This is a genomic window from Rhizobium sp. 25PS6 (assembly GCF_032464655.1).
Classification (GTDB): Bacteria; Pseudomonadota; Alphaproteobacteria; order Rhizobiales; family Rhizobiaceae; genus Rhizobium; species Rhizobium laguerreae.
This window is the reverse complement of record NZ_JAWDIV010000001.1, coordinates 480690-498988: the sequence shown is the minus strand read 5'-3', so window position 1 is coordinate 498988 and position 18299 is coordinate 480690. Positions and strand designations below refer to the sequence as shown.

15 protein-coding genes and 2 pseudogenes are annotated in these 18299 nt (G+C 59.8%); 4 read left to right on the top strand and 13 right to left on the bottom strand.

Annotated features, from left to right (window positions below; genetic code table 11):
* Positions 1 to 53: 53 nt before the first annotated feature.
* On the bottom strand, positions 54 to 1376 hold the full coding sequence (ugpB, locus tag RWK44_RS02230; RefSeq protein WP_222060680.1) for a sn-glycerol-3-phosphate ABC transporter substrate-binding protein UgpB: 1323 nt from the start codon (positions 1374 to 1376) through the stop codon (positions 54 to 56).
* Between the two features lie 255 nt (positions 1377 to 1631).
* On the opposite strand from ugpB, the pseudogene RWK44_RS02225 reads away from it, so the two are divergent.
* Positions 1632 to 1734, top strand: a pseudogene (locus tag RWK44_RS02225) (nuclease PIN); the annotation flags it as partial.
* Positions 1729 to 2153, top strand: a pseudogene (locus RWK44_RS02220) (anion permease); the annotation flags it as partial. The pseudogenes RWK44_RS02225 and RWK44_RS02220, both read left to right, overlap by 6 nt.
* Here the strand turns inward: RWK44_RS02220 and RWK44_RS02215 are convergent.
* The 12 genes from RWK44_RS02215 to RWK44_RS02160 form a co-directional block, all read right to left on the bottom strand.
* Positions 2150 to 3124, bottom strand: a complete 975-nt coding sequence (locus RWK44_RS02215) for a sugar kinase (RefSeq protein WP_316028307.1) — start codon at positions 3122 to 3124, stop codon at positions 2150 to 2152. The pseudogene RWK44_RS02220 and the gene RWK44_RS02215 overlap by 4 nt on opposite strands.
* Positions 3125 to 3142: 18 nt before the next feature.
* Positions 3143 to 3958: a carbohydrate ABC transporter permease gene (locus tag RWK44_RS02210; RefSeq protein ID WP_020047105.1), complete on the bottom strand. Its 816-nt coding sequence runs from the start codon at positions 3956 to 3958 to the stop codon at positions 3143 to 3145.
* The gene (locus RWK44_RS02205) at positions 3958 to 4896 is read right to left on the bottom strand and encodes a carbohydrate ABC transporter permease (protein WP_011648808.1); all 939 of its coding nucleotides are present in this window, start codon (positions 4894 to 4896) and stop codon (positions 3958 to 3960) included. Before RWK44_RS02205 ends, RWK44_RS02210 begins: the two co-directional genes overlap by 1 nt.
* Entirely contained in the window at positions 4896 to 6224 is a 1329-nt protein-coding gene (locus tag RWK44_RS02200; RefSeq protein WP_027664815.1) for an ABC transporter substrate-binding protein, read from the bottom strand. Before RWK44_RS02200 ends, RWK44_RS02205 begins: the two co-directional genes overlap by 1 nt.
* Positions 6225 to 6279: 55 nt before the next feature.
* Positions 6280 to 6957: a GntR family transcriptional regulator gene (locus tag RWK44_RS02195; protein WP_011648806.1), complete on the bottom strand. Its 678-nt coding sequence runs from the start codon at positions 6955 to 6957 to the stop codon at positions 6280 to 6282.
* A 7-nt stretch (positions 6958 to 6964) separates the two neighbouring features.
* Complete coding sequence (locus RWK44_RS02190) at positions 6965 to 7849, bottom strand: dihydrodipicolinate synthase family protein (RefSeq protein WP_168280832.1); 885 nt, start codon at positions 7847 to 7849, stop codon at positions 6965 to 6967.
* 109 nt (positions 7850 to 7958) lie between these two features.
* Positions 7959 to 9263 (bottom strand): plasmid replication protein RepC, encoded by a 1305-nt coding sequence (gene repC / locus RWK44_RS02185; protein ID WP_316028306.1) that lies wholly within the window; start codon positions 9261 to 9263, stop codon positions 7959 to 7961.
* Positions 9264 to 9417: 154 nt separating this feature from the next.
* A complete protein-coding gene (gene repB / locus RWK44_RS02180; RefSeq protein ID WP_222010463.1) occupies positions 9418 to 10419 on the bottom strand; it encodes a plasmid partitioning protein RepB in 1002 nt (333 codons plus the stop codon).
* 4 nt (positions 10420 to 10423) lie between these two features.
* Entirely contained in the window at positions 10424 to 11617 is a 1194-nt protein-coding gene (gene repA / locus RWK44_RS02175; protein WP_168267341.1) for a plasmid partitioning protein RepA, read from the bottom strand.
* A 579-nt stretch (positions 11618 to 12196) separates the two neighbouring features.
* Positions 12197 to 12601, bottom strand: a complete 405-nt coding sequence (locus RWK44_RS02170; RefSeq protein ID WP_168280837.1) for a type II toxin-antitoxin system VapC family toxin — start codon at positions 12599 to 12601, stop codon at positions 12197 to 12199.
* On the bottom strand, positions 12598 to 12831 hold the full coding sequence (locus RWK44_RS02165) for an AbrB/MazE/SpoVT family DNA-binding domain-containing protein (RefSeq protein WP_221946378.1): 234 nt from the start codon (positions 12829 to 12831) through the stop codon (positions 12598 to 12600). Before RWK44_RS02165 ends, RWK44_RS02170 begins: the two co-directional genes overlap by 4 nt.
* Before the next feature lie 88 nt (positions 12832 to 12919).
* Positions 12920 to 13672: an SDR family oxidoreductase gene (locus RWK44_RS02160; RefSeq protein ID WP_316028305.1), complete on the bottom strand. Its 753-nt coding sequence runs from the start codon at positions 13670 to 13672 to the stop codon at positions 12920 to 12922.
* A gap of 351 nt (positions 13673 to 14023) precedes the next feature.
* Here RWK44_RS02160 and RWK44_RS02155 point away from each other — a divergent pair, with 351 nt between their 5' ends.
* A complete protein-coding gene (locus RWK44_RS02155; protein ID WP_316028304.1) occupies positions 14024 to 17659 on the top strand; it encodes a PAS domain-containing protein in 3636 nt (1211 codons plus the stop codon).
* Positions 17656 to 18297: a response regulator transcription factor gene (locus RWK44_RS02150; RefSeq protein ID WP_168280849.1), complete on the top strand. Its 642-nt coding sequence runs from the start codon at positions 17656 to 17658 to the stop codon at positions 18295 to 18297. The genes RWK44_RS02155 and RWK44_RS02150 overlap by 4 nt, the downstream gene beginning before the upstream one ends.
* Positions 18298 to 18299 lie beyond the last annotated feature (2 nt).

The window sequence follows — 18299 nt, the reverse complement described above, 5'->3', positions numbered from 1 at the left end:
AGACGGATGGGAAACGGGGGCCGGTCTTTCACCAGCCCCCGTCGCGGAGCCCATTAGTTGGCGGACTGGAAATCGCGAAGCTGTTCGTTGCCTCGTACGACCACGGAATCAACTGCTTCCTTCGCCGCCTTCTTCCCGCCCAGCAAGGCCGCAAACTCATCGTCGATGATGCCACGCACCTGGACGTAGTTGCCGAACCGGATGCCCTTGGAATTGTCGGTGGGTGTCACCCGCGTCAGCTGTTTGATGCCGATATCTGCTCCGGGGTTCTTCTCGTAATAGCCCTGGTCCTGGCCCAGCTTATAGGCAGCCTCGGTTATCGGCAGGTAGCCCGAGAACTGATGCCAATCGGCTTGGACTTCCGGCTTTTGCAGGTAGGTGAAGAACTTCGCGACACCTTTGTATTCCTCTTCCGGGCGACCCTTCAGCGTCCAGAGCGTGGCGCCGCCGATAATCGAGTTGAGCGGCTGCGGAATAATGTCGTCATAGTAGGGAAGCGGCGCAAAACCGACCTTGAAAGCCTTTGCGTTGTTGATGACCCCCGCCCGACCGGCGGACGAATTCATGTACATCGCGCATTCCTGAGAATAGAACATCGGCGGAGCGTTATCGCCGCCGCCAGGCCCGCCGAATTTGAAGAGCCCCTCGTCCTGCCACTTCTTCAGATTGCCCCAATGGCGAACCGTCAGATCGTTGTTGAAGGTGAATTCCGCATCCAAGCCGCCAAAGCCGTTGGCCTTGGTGGAGTATGGCTTGTCGTGCAAGGCATTGAGGTTTTCGGTCTGGATCCAGGAGATCCAGGCGCTGGTAAAGCCGCATTTGGCAGCGCCGGACTTCATGATCGTCCGCGAGAAGGCTTCGACGTCCGCCCATGTTTTCGGCGGTGTTTCCGGATCGAGCCCCGCTTTTTGGAAGACATCCTTGTTGTAATACATGATCGGCGTCGAGGAATTGAACGGCAAGGACAAGACGTTGCCGCTGGTGTCCGAGTAGTAGCCGACGACCGGGGCAATGAATTTGCTCTGGTCCCAGGCCTCCCCCTCGTCCTTCATCAACTGGTAGACGGGATAGACCGCACCCTGTGCTGCCATCATCGTGCCGGTGCCGACTTCATAGACCTGGACGATTGCCGGCTGCTGGTTGGCACGAAACGCCGCGATCGCGCCGGTCAGCGTCTCGTCATAGGTGCCCTTGTAGACCGGCACGATCTCATAATCGGACTGGGACGCGTTGAACCCCTTGGCGATCTGTTCAAGCTTCGCGCCATTCTCGCCGCCCATTGCGTGCCACCACTGGATCTTCGTGGCGGCCATGGCTGGAACGGATAACGAAAGGCTGGTCAGTCCTGCGGACAGGAAAAAAGCGATCTTGTTCATCCTCACTCCCACTTGTTGTCGGTTCATAGCCTCCCGCTACGAACGTAAGCCGATCGTAACAGGCGAGTTTCACATTGCAAATATGAAATGTTCATATGAACATCTGATGACACCAAACCCGACGGTCATAAGGGCTGCTGGCTGGAAGTATGAGTTGAGTGGCCGATCGATTTGTGCACTGGCCCAGCTTTGGGAAACAGCTTTCACGGGCAGCGGCGTGCTTTGTGGCAGTTTGCGACACTCGATGGAGCGCAGATGCTGAACTGGTTCCGAAAACTGATGCCGCGGGAAGATCGCTTCTTCGATTTGTTCGCCCAAACACGCAAAGACCGTCGTCGGTGCGGCCGAAGCCCTCCAGTTTGTGTCCGCCCCGCCCTCTATTCTCTCGGCCATGGGGCAATGACGCTCAAAAGACGATGGGCATCATCGCCGATTTGCTATATTCGCAACGATATTGGCGGGTGATTTCCAGCTACCTCTCTTGGTCGTCCTTTCATGCCAAGTGCAATAGCACTCGGTACGCTTTTCGGCGGCTGGCGGATGGTCCACGCGATTGGATCGAAGATTACGCGTCTCAACCCAATGCAGGGCTTTTGTGCCGAAACAGGTGGAGCTCTGACATTGGTTGGCGCAACCTGGCTAGGCATCGCGGTTTCGACCACACACAGTCACCGCTGGGGCTTGGCGGGCAACATTGTTGTTGCCTGGGTTGTCACACTCCCCGTCGCTGCGATCACTTCAGCCTTAGGCCATTGGCTTTCGGACCTCTTCCATTAACGATCCCTCATCTTGGTTATCGGCACGTCCCAATCCCGCAGGCCATTGCAGACCTCAGCTCTGCTGGGCGCGCCGGTACGACCGCCGAATACCTTGCATTTGAGCGCCGCCGCCATGGATGCCCAGCGCATCGTCTCTTCGATCGGCAAGCCTTCGGCGACAGCCAGCGCGAAAGCGCCATGAAAGATATCGCCGGCTGCGAGCGTATCGACCGCCCTCACTTTCGGAGCGGCAAGATGGGCGATTTCGCCGGTTCGGTCATCGAACCAGAAGCAGCCATTTTCGCCCGCCGTGACGCTGATGAAAGCTTGCTCGAACTTTCGTTTCAGAAGGCCGACGACCTTCACCAGCTCCGCTGCACCCGCAAGGCGCTCGGCGGCCGGCTGCGAGAAGACGATGTGGCTGGCCGCCGGTGCGAGCATCTCAATCACGCCATCGCCTGCGACATCGCCATCGAGAATGGCCGGTTTGTCCGCCTCTCGGGCAGCCAACAGCGTCCGCAATGCAAGCTTCGGCCAACGGACGTCGACCAGCACCGCATCGAAAGAAGAAACGTCCTGTCTGGTGACCGGCTTGACCGTTTCATGCAAGCCCGCATCGTAGAAAGGCACGATCAAGCGCTCGCCCTGGTCGTCGACAAGGATGGTCGCGATGGCCGAGCGGGCGCCTTCCACACGCAGCATGCCGCTCGTGTCTATGCCGCTCTCGCTGAGATCGGCAATGATCCGTTCGCCGATGGCATCGTTGCCGACTGCGCCCCAGAGGCTGGCATCGCCGCACAGCCGGGCGACCGCAAAGGCAGCACTCGATGCCATGCCTTCGGCGATCTGCAGCATCTCATAGGGCAGAATTTTGCCCTGGCCGGTGGGCAGCGAGCGGACCCGAAACAGGGTATCCATAACCGCCGCGCCGACACACAAAACGCGGCGCACCGGACCGGGAGGTGCATCGAAGGCAGAAGACGTCGTCAAAACCGTTTTCTCACCCGCTTATTTGACGGCTCCGGCCGTCAGGCCCGCCACGATCTGCCGTTGCGCAAACACCGTCAATATCAGCACGGGCAAGGTGACGATCAACGCCGCCGCCGCCAGCGGACCCCAACTGACCTGCTCGAACGAGAGCATGTTGTAGACCGCAACCGGGAGCGTGCGCGTCTCGCGACTGGCGAGCACGATGCCGAAGACGAAGTTGTTCCACGAGAAGATGACCGACAGGATGAAGGCGACGACGATGCCCGGCCTGGCGATCGGCAAGGCGACCAGGCGGAAAACCTGCCAGGGCGTCGCGCCGTCGATGCTTGCAGCCTCCTCCAGCTCCATCGGCGTCGTCTCGAAATAACCGATCATGATCCACACGACGATCGGTACGGTGACGACGAGATGAATGATGATCTGCGGCATGAGCGTGCCGAGCAGGTTCAGCCACTGGAACAGCAGGAAGAGCGGTATCAGGAAGGAAAGGCCCGGCGTCATGCGCGCGATCATGATGACCATCGCGGACTTCTCCGCCTTCAGCCGCGCGATGCCATATCCGGCGGGCACGCCGATCAACAGCGCCAGAAGCGTGGCCGCACCCGTCACCAGCACCGAATTCCAGAGATAGAGGAAGAAGTTGTTCTCTTCGAAAACCTTCAGATAATTCGACCAGGCTAAGCGTTCCGGGATGAAGACCGGCGGATAGGCGCCGTTGTCGATCTCATATTTCAGCGACAGCGAGATCATCCAGAGAAAGAACAGGACGACCGGCGAGATCATCACCAGGGCAACAAACAGCAGTCCGATGCGATCGAGCGTCTTGCGCTTCATCAGCGTGCCTCCCCGTCAGACCAATTCACGCGCTGCCGGAGCATCATAAGGACGAAGGAGAGCAGCACGATGAGGATGAAGAACACAACCGCCATGGCCGAGCCATAGCCGATATCGTAGTAGGCGAACGCGGTGTTGTAGAGATAGATGTTGATCGTCTCCGACGCTGTGCCCGGGCCGCCCTGGGTCATGGCATAGATGATGTCGAAACTTTTCACCGCATCGATGCTGCGGATGATCACCGCAATCATCAGGAACGGTGCGATCATCGGCAGCGTCAGATAGCGGAATTTCTGCCAGACATTGGCCCCGTCGATTTCAGCACTTTCATAGGGCTCACGCGGAACCGCTGCCAGACCGCCGAGCACGATCAACATGATAAGCGGCGTCCACTGCCAGGTCTCGACCAGTACCAGCGATGGGATGACGCTGCTCTGATTATAGATCCACTCCTGCGGGCCAATACCGATGAAGGAGAGGAGATAGTTGAGGACGCCGAGCTGCGGATGGTACATCATCGTCCAGACGAGAGCGATGGCGACGGGTGTGGCCATCATCGGCATCACGAATATGCCGCGGATAAGACCGCGCAACGGAAATTGAGCATCGAAGATCAGCGCGGCGAGCGTCCCTAGAAAAAGGGGGACCACCACGGAAAGCGTCGTATAGAGCACCGTATGCCACAGCGAGTCCCAGAAGCGCATGTCCACGACCAGCCGGGCATAGTTGTCCAATCCCGCAAAGACCTGGGACTGGCCAAGCGTCCAGCTGTTGACGCTCATCCAAAGCGTAAACACCCATGGAAAAACGATGACGGCCGCAATGACGATCAGCGCCGGGATGACGAAAGGCCAGTAGTTGGGAGCAAACCGGTCCGGTTTGCTCCTTCCCTTCGACGTCTTGGCCACTGCGGCCGTTTCGATGCTTGTCGAGGCCATTATCCCTCGCTTTTCGCCAGGACGGGTTCGAACTGTGCCGTCGCTGCCTTCAGCTCGGTTTCGGGATCGGCGCCGCCGATCATGTTGGTGAGACCGACACCATAGACGTCGCGGAACTCGGTGACAGGAATGATAACCGGCAGCGCGAGCTGCGAGATCTTGCCGGAACCGACGACGGCATCCAGCCAGGCGCCCGGCATCTTGACGCCTTCGCGGACCTTCGCATCCTCGAGGACGGACTGGCGGAAAGGAACGCCGGCGCCGGCCTGCAGCAGACGTGCGCCCATTTCATGCGAAATCGCCCATTGGCAGAAGAGGTACCCGGCTTCTTTCTTCTGGCTTGCCGCGACGACGCCAAGACCGTCGCCAAAAGTGCCTGCGGCTTGTGCCTTCGGACCTTTCGGCATGATGCCGTAACCGACCTGGCCGACGACGCGTGACTTTTCCGGATTCTCGATCGGCGGCGCAAAACCGACGCCGTCCAGCCACATGCCGATCTTGCCCTGCAGGAAGGCCGACTGCGCCTCGGCCCAGTTGAAGCCAGAAACGCCGGGAGGGGCGGTCTTGGTCATCAGTCTTTGATAGAGCTTGGCTGCATCGATCGCTTCTTGCGATGTCGTGCGCAGCTTGCCATCCGGACCGAGCGGGCTCGAACCATAGCCAAGCAGCAGCGACGTCCAGACCGGCGTATTGGCGTTCTTCAGGCCGCGGGCGACGAAGCCGTAGGTGTTGGTGGAAGGATCGGTGAGCGCCTCCGCAGCACTGGCGAGTTCTTCGAACGTCGTCGGATAGGCGAGCCCCTTCTTCTCGAACAGCGTCTTGTTCCAGTAGATGATCCAGTAATCGACCGAGAATGGAAGCGAACGCAGAACGCCGTCCGGATCTCTGGCAAAAGTCAGGCCGGCTTCGGCGAAGTCGCTTTCAACCAGAGACGGGTCGGTCAGAGAGGGGTCCTTGAGAAAACCGCCGATATCGGCAAGCCAGCCGCCCTTTTCGAACTGCCGCTTCTGGACGTGGTAGCTCATGTGCACGACATCGAAGCTCGGCTTGCCGGAGCTCAGCTCGATGGTCGTTTTCTGACGCTGCTGTTGTTCGGGCGTCGCTTCGGCATTGACCTTGATGCCGGTGAGCTCCTCGAATTCGGACAAGTACTTCAGAAGTATTTCGCTGCGCGGGCTCTTGACCAGGTTGACTTCCAGCGTCGTGCCGGCAAAGCGCTTCCAATCGACGGCAGCCGATGCCAACCGGACGCCGAGCATGCTGCTGGCGCCAAAAGCGGCCGTACCCGCCAGAAAGCCGCGTCTCGTCGGGTTCAAAAACGATGACATGTGATTCCTCCTCCTTTTGCCGGCGATCTCCTCACCCCCGGCTGTTTATTTCCGATTATATCCTGAGCGCACGATCTCTTGCATGATTGATATGTGCGACAAGGCTGTTGACGGCGTCCTCCGCCGATCGTCGTTCGATCGCCTCGAGCACCTTCAGGTGCTCAACCATGACAGGTCCGACGTGACCATCGATTCGAAAACGGTCCTGACTGATCAGGCGCATCTTGATCGAGTTCACCCGGTAGGCGTTCGAGATGATGGTATTTCCCAAAGCATCAATAAAAGCATCGTGCATGCCCCAATCAACAGCCTGCGCGTGCACTTCCAGTTCGTGCGATCCATCGCCGTTTCGAATGGCGTCGGCGATATCCCGATGCTGCTTCAGGAGCCCAGCGACCGTCTCGTCAGACGCAGAGCGGGTGAAAAGCGCGACCGCTTCCTTCTCCAGGAAGACGCGCAACTGGAACGCCTCGCGAATGAGGTTCAGATCAATATGAGCGATCTGCAACCCCCGTTGGGGCACCGTCTTGATCAGACCTTCGGCTTCGAGCCTCGGGATGAGTTCGCGGATGGCGCCAAGCGTCAGCCCCGTCAACTCGACGAGGCGACGCTGCGAAACGAACTGGCCGGGGCGCACGTCACGCGCAAGAAGGTGGCGTGTGAAGCTCTCATACGCCTTTTCCCGCAGTGTCGGCTGCTCGTCCGTTCCGTCCATCGCCTCCCCCAGAAACATCTCCGACCTATGCCGCTTTCGAGCGGAAAAGAGTGTCGAACGCAAGAGCGAGTTGCGCCTGCCCTTCGCCGGATATTGAAACAAGTGGCGGGCGAACCGCAAGCCAGATTTCATCCAACGTCAGGTGAGCGACCATCGCTTTCACGGCAGCGGTGACCGGAAATTTCAGCAGTTCGGCCACAAAATCCTCGATGCGAGAATCGTCCTTGCCTTCCTCCGCCATCAGCTTGACTTCGCGAGGTACGAAATTCGCCATGCCGGAGATCGCGCCCTGGCCGCCAAGCCGCACGCCCTTCGCCAAGTGACGTTCGTCGCCCACCAGGATGACGAGATCGCCATGCGCCTTCAGCAGCGTTTCGGTAAAAGGCCAGTCGCCGGAGGAATCCTTGACGCCCGTAACCACGTTGGGAAAGGCGGTCCGCAGGCGGCCGATCAGCGAAACAGTCAGCGGAACCATGGTGACCGAGGGAATGTTGTAGACGATAATGTCTCGCGCCTTGTCGCCCAGGATGGCGAAGACGGCCGAAAACCACTGGAAGACGCCGTCGTCACTCACGTTCTTGAAATAGGAAGGAGGAGCAAGAAGGATATTGCGGGCTCCCTCGGAAAGCGCATGCCCGGCCTGCATCGCCGCATCCTCGGCCGCGTCGACCAGCACACCGACGATGATCTGATTTGCGGCTATCCCACTATCGAGCAAGGAAGCGAAAACATTCTCCCGTTCCCGCGTGCCGATGGAAGAGCCTTCACCCGTCGTCCCGAACAGGGTCACACTCGAGCACCCCGCAGCGAGGCTTCGGCGTGCCTGCTCGATCATCGCCTCGATCGCGATATCGCCATTGCTGTCGAACGGTGTGGCGAGAGCGACCGAGAGCCCGAATTTTTGTGTCAAATATGCTTCCTCCCAAAGAATGGATCAGATGTAGCAAACTAACATGTTAGATGTAAAGAGGTGACTGCACGCTGCCGACGCGAATGTCGAGGCAGTCGCTTTCTCACGATCAACTGGCATGCCTCGCCGTCGGCCCGTTCGCCCGCACGAGCGCCATCAGCATCGGGCCGATCGCAAATTCGCCCCTTTCGGTCCTTCGGGTCAGATCTCTGAGATAACCGCCGGGCGAGTTGATGTGCCCTCCCCTTTCCAGAATGCAGGCGATCACGGTTGCGGCGTTTTCCGGCCCCATGCCCGAGCAGGCTTCCTCATAGGCCGAGGGACTGACGCCGAGCATCGAGCGCACGACGACGGCGGCCGACATCAGGTCTCGCCAATTGCCGATCGTTCCGCTGGGCCCGTAATCGAGAATACTGGGGCAGGCCTGGAGGACGAGGCCGAGCGGGAAGGATTTCAGGCTTGCTCCGGCGCCCGGATCGGCCGCGCCCCCCGCCCTGTTGCTCATCCCGCCGGAAGGCTTTTGCTGTTTCAATCTTCGTTCGTCCGACGGCCCGGCGTTCGGGTCGTTATCGGCCGCTGCCTTTTCGCCCTGCTTCGTTTCGAAGCTTGGTTCAAGTTCATTAATGGAGTCGGGATTTGAATTCTGTTTGTGATGCTCAATTTGAGACTCATTGGCGTCCAATTTTTTTGCTTTTATCCGTCTTTCCAGCATGTTGACGATCTCGGCGCGCAGTAGCCCCATCTCGTCGAGCAGCGGCGTCAGGTCTTCGGCGGTCGCCACGCGTGGAATTCGGGCAAGAAGCGCTCGAAACATCGCCGAAATGCCCTCCCAATCACCGGAAATCCCTTCTTCGAGCGCGGCCGCTATCAGCTTGGAGATATCGCGCCGGCACACCGTCAGGCGTTCCCTGGTCACCCGTAACAACTCCCGGTCGGCAACCGCCTGGGCGGCCAGGCTTTCGATTTCGACAGCACGGGCCAGAAGCGGTGCAACGCTGAAGCCGAAGGCCTCGCCGATAGCCCCTGCCCTGTCGCGGCGCGCATAACGCTTTCCATTCGGACTGTCCCTGCGCAGGATCAGGCCGGCCTCGACTAGGACGGCAAGATGCCGCCTGAGGGTGGCTGGGGTCATGCCACGAGCGCGCAACGAAAGCTGCGCATTCGACGGGAAGACGATCAGTCCCTTTTCCTCGGAGATTTCGTCGTCAGGATAGAAGGTCAAAAGCGCGTCGAGCACCGTCAACGCCCGATCGGTGACGCCAAGCGCCGGCCGCGCTTCGCAGATCGCCCTGAACAGCTTCCATTTGCTGCGTTTCATTCCTGGCTCGATGGTCTCGGTCAGTTGCTGGCTTGCCAGCATGCCAAGCGACATCGGCCGCCGCCCAAAGGGCGTCGTCACATATCCACTCTCCATTTGCCGTCACCTTCGTTCAGGCAAAAGAAAACCATCCACCAATTTGGTGCCTAAGACGCTTGACTGTGATTCGTGGAAATGCGATTCTCGATGTGCTTAAGATCTGAGAAGGGCTTCCACGACGGCGTCGTTGGGGGCCTTTTTCTTTTGCGCGCTACGCTCCTCTGTCCTTGTTGAACTCCTGGAACAGGCCCTTCAGCCTTTCCTGGACGAATTGATCGAAACCGGGCGCGGTCTTGCCGTCGAAGACGAAGGTCGCACCGGACGCTGTCTTCTTGATCATGACAGGCACGCCACCAACCTGGGTTTTGGCCACCGCCGGCTTCGGCGCAGGCGTCTTCTTCGTTGCCAGAACGAGTGCACGGTGAAACCGCTCGTCGCTCGAAATTTTACGCGCGTCGTCCGCGGACAACTCGGCGATGATCTTTTCGACGTCGGCTTTCTCAAGCCGCTCGCCCAGTTCCAACCATCGCCGGCGGCCGATATCAGGTGCCGCGCCTATGGCGTTGACGAGATCAAGGGGGACCTGCCGGATGACGATCAGCATTCTCGACAGCGCCGCCTTGTCCACGCCGAGAGCCGCCATGATGACATCGCGGCCAAAGCTGCGTTCCTCGAGCCGCGATGCAAAGAGCGCGCGCTCGATGTAGGAGAGATTGGTTCGAGCGCTGTTTTCCTGTCCCTGGCTGACGACCAGTTGACCGTCGGTGAGATCGCGGACGACCGCACGCACCCGGATGCCGATTTCTCGGGTGGCCGCCAGGCGTCGATGGCCGTAAGCGACCTGATAGCGTCCCCTGGTTTCGGGATGCGGGCGGACAAGGATCGGAACCTGCTGCCCATGCTCGCGGATCTGCTCGACAAGTTGCGCGAGTTCGGCCGCATCGATCGCCAATCGATCGCTGACGAAGGAAGCGTCGATCAGGCCGGGATCGAGTTCGACGATGGTCTGGCCGGTGGCAAGCTGCCGTTCCAGTTCACTCGCCCGCTCCATTTTCTCGGTAATGTTGCCAAGCGTCTTGGTAATGCCGCCGACAGGCGCGGCACTGCGCTCCTGCGGCACGAATCCGGCGATCGGACGATTGTCGCGCGGCGCGACCGTTTCCGCCCTTGCCGGGTTCGGAGCGGAAATTTCGATGAGGTTTTTGCGCGCCATTTATCTATTTCCTTCCCCAGGTCGAGCGAATGTGCGCTTCGATCTCGCCATTCACGAGGTTGAGGGAGTCCAGTGCCCGATCGTAGGTTCCGCGTGTGAACTGCGACCGCTCGACCTCGTAGAGTGTCTGCTTGGTGACGCCGGCGTCGGCGACCGCCGTCGACTTCACCATGGCGTTGTGGAGCATTCGATTGCCGAAGATCGCTCGCATGAAGCCGGTCATCTGGCTTTGCGGTCCGTCGTTCGGCTCGAACCGCGTCACGAGATAGCGCATCCAGTCATAGCTGGTACGCCCGCCGGCCTTTTCCACGACCGACATCAGCTCACTCGTCATCGTCAGAAACTGCGACATCGACATGACATCCAGCATCTGCGGGTGGACCGTGATCAAGACCGAGGTTGCCGCGCAGAGCGCCGACATCGTCAGGAACCCCAGCTGCGGCGGGCAGTCGATGACCACGACGTCGTAAAGGCTTTCGATCTCCGTCAGGACCTCGCCGATGCGGGCAAAGAACATCGTCTCCGCCGTCCCCGACGCCATCGCCTTCGGGGTCTCGTGCTCGAATTCCATCAGCTCGAGATTGCCCGGAATGAGATGCAGATTGGGCGTGTAGGTGGCGCGCACGATGTCGGCGATGGGGCGCGGCTCCTCATATCGGATCGCACCATAGATCGTTTCGCCCTCTCCGACATCGAACTCCGGCTGATGGCCGAACAAGGCGGACAAGGAGGCCTGCGGATCGAGGTCGACGGCGAGCACGCGGTAGCCCCTGAGCGCCATGAACTGCGCCAGATGGGCCGCGGTGGTGGTCTTGCCCGAGCCGCCTTTGAAATTCATGACCGAGACGATCTGGAGTTTTTCCCCCGGCCTGCGGGCCGGTACATATTTCGGCGTTCCGTTTCGCTCGTCGAGGACCCGGCGAATCCGGTCCATATCGGTTGCACTGTAAAGCCGCCGTCCGTTTGCAAGCGGATCGGGCCCATGGCCGTCGGCGGCTACCTGGCGGAGATAACCTTCGCCGATACCGATGAAGGCCGCAGCTTCCGCCGGCGAAAATGTTCTGATGGTCTTTTGCGAGAGCGGGGGAAAGATTTTTGCCTGATGCTGCTGAAGTTGATAGGATAACTCCTTCGCATCTGTTGCCAGAAGCGACGGGAGATGCTCTTGATCGTCCTGAAGAGCAAGGCTCGGCTGCATGATCTTTTTCCCAGGTAACTGCGCAATTTTGAACGAAAGCGCTTCAGTTGCGCAGTTACTATATGCCTCGATTCGTTACCAATTTACAAATGCTTAACCAAACCGCCCGTTGCAGCCCGCCGAGACGGCTGGCGACGCTAGGCAGATTTCAGGCGGCATGAGCAATGCCATTGGCTCGAAATGACTGATAGGCCGGGTGGCTTTCAAGCCGACCGGGAGGCCAATGAATTCGCCGTAGAAATCCAAATTCATCAATAGGTTGGACGCTGTCTGCCTATTTCCCATCGTCCTTCAGGTAGTTGTTGCCGTTGATCACCAGAAGCCCGTCGGAACCATGTCGGGTTCGAATATGCTCATGCCTTCCGTCCTGCCGCTGCGTCGGTCACGTCGAACGACGAGAACGAAGCCGAAGGCCGATTTGTCCCGTCCGATCGATATGCGCGTTGCTCATGCGCCCCTCCCCTCGCGTTCGACTACCGCCGACGGAGTTTGGAGCTGGGCACGGCCATCTCAACCCTGAGCTTCATGAAGGTTTCTTGAATGCTTCGACACACGCCGTATCAATGAGCATCAATGAGCTTAGGAAACAGGCGCTATCAATTTTAATGACGGAAAATAGGTGCGATAGCGGCCGACATCACGAGTCAAAAGCGGCAGTTGTTCTACGGCTGCGTGAGCGCCGATGAAGAAATCGGGAAGCACGCCAGTGCGTGACCCGCCTGCCTTGCGATACTCCGTGAAGACCTTGCCCGCAAGAAACAGGGCGGCCTTCGGCATTGGTCTCATCTCGAGGCCGGCCTCTTCCAGAAAAGTCTCGAGAGCTTCGATCCTGTCGTATCGAACCGCAAGTTCGGCATAGATGACATCATTGATCAGCAGGGAACCTTCGACGCTCGCCGTCTCGAGTTGGGCTATGGACCAACTCGACCATTTCGGGTCATCGGTCACCAGGTCCAGAAGAACATTGGTGTCGACGAGCGTCACGTTTCGCCACGCGTCAAAGCCATGATGGCGTCGGTATCGAGGCCCTTGCCGGCATGGCCGCGCAGCTTCTCGAAGCGGCTAGCCGGCCGCTTCCTGTCGGCGCGCATCAGAATCACACTGCCGTCGGCAGCGCGATGAAAATCGACCTGGCTGCCGGGAACGATGCCAAGCAAATCCCGGACCCGCTTTGGAATGGTCACCTGCCCTTTTGCGGTAACTGTCGTGGCCATATTGGGCGCCTTTGTAATACTTTCCTGTTGAAGAGTATTACCTGCATTGTAAAATTTCAAGCCCAATGCTTGCTGCGGAAACCGGTTGCTAAGCGGCCATCGACTGGTAGAGCCAGTCGGAAAGCGTCTGGCTCGCCATGCGCGCACCGGCGCCGGGAATCAGTGCGTCGATGATCAGTTCGACGCCGAAATACGACGTGGATTGATCGGTTATCACCTGGCGTTCGTCTTCGTTCGCGGCGAGATAGATCCGGGCGATTTCATCGATGCCGAACTGCTCCGGGCCGCCGATTTCGACGACATCGCCCGAGGGAGCGCCGGCGGCCAACTCCGCCAGGAATGCGGCGACGTCCCCGGCTGCGACCGGCCTCATGAAGGCCGATGGCAATCGAAAGACATTGCCTTCAGCGCCGATGTCGATCAATCCGTTTATGAACTCGTAAAATTGCGTGGAGCGGAGGATCGTATGAGGTCGACCTGAAGCGCGGATCAGATTTTCCTGCACCATTTTCGCGCGAAAATAGTCGCTTTCCACGAGGCGCGGCGTGCCGACGACCGAGAGTGCAAGATAGTGCCGGACGCCGGCTTGCGCTGCAGCTGCGAGCAAGTTCTTCGTCGACGCCTTGAAGAAATCGAGCGCCGAACTGTCACCGAACGATGCGGCATTGGTCACGTCCACTACGACTTCGGTTCCCGCCATCGCCAGGTCCAGACCCTTGCCGGTAACCGTGTCGACGCCAAGCGACAATGATGCGGCCGCGACGTCGTGGCCCGATCGGCGCAGCTTCTCGCTGAGCCGCGTTCCGATGAGACCGCTTGCTCCCACCACCGTAACTTTCATATCGGCATCCTCTGTTGCATGCCTTCTGCCATGCCTCACGCGGATCGACAATGACCGGAAAGCCGGACGCCTTCCATCGTGCCTGAGGTCTGGCGCCCTAGCCTTACGGCATATCGGAACCAGCCTGAAGTCTAGGATGCGCCATCGGGAAAACAGAGCATTCTTCCAATCCGTCGTTCGCCCGAACATTCCGGCTACATTTCCGCGCAATGCATGGGTTTCCATGAGTTGCGGTTGTGGTGCAGCGGGATTACGCTTTGCAACATGAGCTCGCCAGCCCCAAAATCGAGAACGACTGCTGCAAGAAATGCTGATGATCCCCCGATTCTCTCTGCCCGGCAGGGGCAGTTGATGCTGAGCGTCTGGTCGCACCGTCCCCAGTTCCTGCATCTGGGGCTTTTCTTCTTCGCCTATGTACTCGCCTGCGGCTTCGCACAGTCGCTGGCAATCGTGCCGGGAACGGGTATTTCCATCTGGCCTCCGGGCGGGCTTTTCGTCGCTACGCTCATTCTTGCCTCCAGGCGCAGCTGGCCATGGTGGATCCTGGCTGGCTGCCTGGCAGAAATGTTCAGCAATTTCCTATGGTTCTACAGCCCCGTGCCGGCGGCCTTCCTGATCTATGTCGGCAACGCTCTTGGAGCAATGGTCGCAGCATGGCTGGTGAATCGGGCCCTGGAGCATCCGGTTCGGATGGAGACCCTGCAGGAGGTTCTCACATTCGTCGCCCTAGCTGCCGGAATCGCACCGATCGTGAGCGCGACCGTGGGAAGTGCGACCCTTGCCTGGTTCGCGATCCAATCGCAATCCTTCGCGACGGCCTGGCCGCTATGGTGGATCGGAGACGCAACCGGGGTTCTGATCGTAGCGCCGCTGGCGCTGGTGCTCTTTCACAGCTGGCGCGGCAAGACGCAGTTCTCGACCGCGCAATGGGTGGAAGCCTGCGTCCTGGGGCTCATCTTTCTCGGTGTCGCGGCTCTTTCGCTCAGCGGCTATCTTCCCTTCGCCTATATCATCATGCCGCCTCTTCTTTGGGCGGCGGTCCGTTTCGAGTTCAAGGGTGCAGCCGTATCGCTCGCCCTGCTCGCTCTGATCACGGCGGTATTTACGATAACCGGCGCCAGCCAATTTGTCGGCGACGCCGAGTCCCAGAAACACAAGCAGATCATGCTGCAGCTGTTTCTGGCCATTTCGGCATTTTCGGCGCTCATCGTTGCCGCTATATCCCGGCAGCACCAGCTGGCGGTGCTGACACTGCGCCAAAGCGTGGAGACGTTGCGCGACCGGGAGCGGGAACTCTCGCAGCTCGTGGACATGGTTCCGAGCCATGTCTGGCGTCTGACGCCCGACGGCGAGCCGACCTTCTTCAACAGGCGGATGGTCGATTTCCTCGGTCTCGACGTGGCGGACTCGGACAGGCCAGGCATGAGCCGGCTGGAGGCGGTCCTGCAGGCCACCGTTCATCCCGATGATACAGCTGGGTTCAGGGACGCCCTTCGCCATTGCCTTGCGACCGGCGAGAGCTTCGTCATGCGGTATCGGCTGCGGCGCGCCGACGGTCTCTATCGCTGGATGTCGAGCCGCGCCGAGCCGATGCGCGATCAGGCCGGCAACATCGTCCAGTGGTACGGGCTTTGTCACGATATCGACGATCAGGTGCATGCCGAAGAGACCGTGCGCCGGAGCGAACGGCAGCTTCAACAGATGATCGATGCCGTGCCGGTCCGCATATGGAGCGTGGAACCAACAGGCGGATCGATCTACTTCAACAAACGCTACCAGGATCATTTCCACGCCGTCATTGCCAATTTTGACGCGCAGGCCGAACCGCGCATCGATGAACTGCTGCAGCAGCTGGTCCATCCCGAGGATGCGTCCGAAGTGCAGCGCACGCTGCACACCTGTTTCGAAACCGGCGGCGGCACCACCATGCGGTTCCGCTGGCTTGAAAAGGACGGCGTCTATCGCTGGGCGGAATGCAGAGTGGAGCCTCGGCGTGACGACCACGGAACGGTCGTGCAATGGTACGGCGTCTCCCTCGACATCGACGAGGAGGTGCGTGCGCTGCAGGCGTTGCGCGACCGAGAGCGCGAGCTCTCGCAGCTCGTGGACATGGTCCCGGTGCAGATCAGGCGCCTGACGCCGGAAGGCGAGCCGGTCTTCTTCAACAAGCGCCTGATCGACTTTTTCGGTCTCGATGTTGGCCATATGGACAAGCCAGGCATGAGCCGCCTCTCGTCGGTCATTCACACCCTCGTCCATCCCGATGACGCATCAAGGTTGCTCGAGACGGTTCATCATTCCCTCGCCAGCGGCGATCCCTTCTCGATAAAATATCGCATGCGCCGTTTCGACGGAGCCTATCGCTGGGTCGATGGCCGAGCCGAGCCGCTACGCGATCAAAGCGGCGCGATCATGCAATGGTATGTCATCTCCGTCGACATCGACGATGAGATGCGCGCGCAGGAAGCGCTGCGCGACCGGGAGCGGGAGCTTTCCCAACTCGTGGACATGGTTCCGAGCCTGCTCTGGCGGCTCAATCCGGAAGGCTCTCCGACCTTCTTCAACCAACGCCTGATCGATTTTCTCGGTTTCGATATCGCCGATATGGAAAAGCCGGGCGTCAGCCGGCTGGCGGCGCTCATCGAGGCCGCCGTCCATCCCGACGATGCCGCCGGCCTCGAGCAAGCGCTCAACCATTCCTTCGCCACCGGGGAGCGCTTCTCCAGCCAGTATCGCCTGCGGCGTGCCGATGGCGTCTACCGCTGGGTGAAAGGCAGCGCGGAGCCGCTGCGGGATCAGGGCGGCCGGATCGTCCAATGGTATGGTCTGTCGCATGACATCGACGATCAACTGCGCGTCGAGGAGGCACTGCGGGAGAGAGAGCGTTCGCTTTGGCAGCTCGTTGAAACGCTGCCGGCAATGATCGATTGCGCAGCACCTGATGGAGAACCGATCTATCGCAGCCAGCAACTGCGCGATTTCCTCGGTTATAATCTCGAAGAGCTGGATGGAACGGACAAAACCCGGCTGGACGGCACACTCGATGCCGGTGTTCATCCCGACGATTTGGCAGGTGTCAAGGAAAACTATGCCCATTCATTGTCCACTGGCGAGCCCTATGCGCGTAGGCACCGTCTGCGGCGCCATGATGGTGAATATCGCTGGGTCGAGACGCGTGCGGCACCGATGCGCAATGCCGAAGGCGTCATCGTCCAGTGGAATGTCATCTGCCTTGATATCGACGGTGAGGTTCACACGGAGGAAGATCTGCGTCGAGCGCGAGAGGGTCTTGCACGGGCGAGCCAAGTGGCGAGCCTGGCCGAACTTTCAGCCTCCATTGCGCACGAGGTGAACCAGCCGCTCGCGGCCGTCGTGGCCAACTCACACGCTTGCCAGCGCTGGCTCATGGCCGAGCCGCCGAATATGGAGCGGGCACAGAGGACGGTCGAGCGCATCATCCGGGATGCCAACTCGGCGGCGGATGTCGTCAGCCGCATTCGCGCTCTGTTCAAGCAATCCGTAGACAGGAGGACCCCATCGACGCTCTCCGGTATCGTCAACGAAGCGCGCAACCTCATGGCCGACGAGGCCTGGCGTCGTCACGTTCGGATGGAGGTGGAGGTCGACGCCACCCTTCCGCTCATCGCAATCGACCGCGTCCAGATCCAGCAGGTTCTCATCAATCTCATCCGCAACGGCATCGAGGCAATGGACGCCACGACAGGCGACAGGGTCATTGAAATCCGCGTGCGCCAGATCGGGAATATCCTCCAGACCGAGATCAGCGATCGCGGCCAGGGCATCGAATTTCCCGAAAAGATGTTCGAGCCGTTCTTCACGACGAAGGAAAACGGCATGGGCATGGGGCTGGCCATCTGCCGCTCGATCGTCGAACTGCACGGCGGACGATTGTGGGCCGAGAAGAACAATCCGTGCGGAGCGACGTTGATCTTCACATTGCCTATTGAAACGAAGGCGGCGCCATGACGGCCGACGACCATATCGTCTTCATCGTCGACGACGATGAACGTATCCGGGAAGCGCTCGTCGAGCTGCTGGACTCGCACGGCATGCACGCCATCGCCTTCGAATCGGCCTGCGACTACGTGAGAGCGGACAAGCCGGATGTGCCCGCCTGCCTCGTACTGGATATCGAGCTGCCTGACATCAACGGTCTCGATCTGCAGAGACAGATCGCCGACAGGGATCATCCGCCGATCGTCTTCATTACGGGACACGGCGACATTCCCTCCTCCGTGCGTGCGATCAAGCATGGCGCGGTGGACTTCCTGACCAAGCCGTTCAGCGATGCGGATCTGATGGCGGCAATCCACGCGGCGATTGCTCAGGATCGGGAAAAGAGAGCCGAGCGCGCCGAGATCGACATGCTCAGACAACAATATCTCGACCTGACGCCGCGCGAGCGCGAGGTGCTGCCGCTCGTCGTCAGCGGCCTTCTCAACAAGCAGGCCGCAGCCGAACTGGGGATCAGCGAAGTCACGCTGCAGATCCACAGAAGAAACGTGATGCAGAAAATGGCCGCGGCATCACTCGCCGATCTGGTGCGGATCGCGGAGAGATTGGAAATACCGATAACCCACTCGCGCAGAGTGGGAGGGAATTGAAC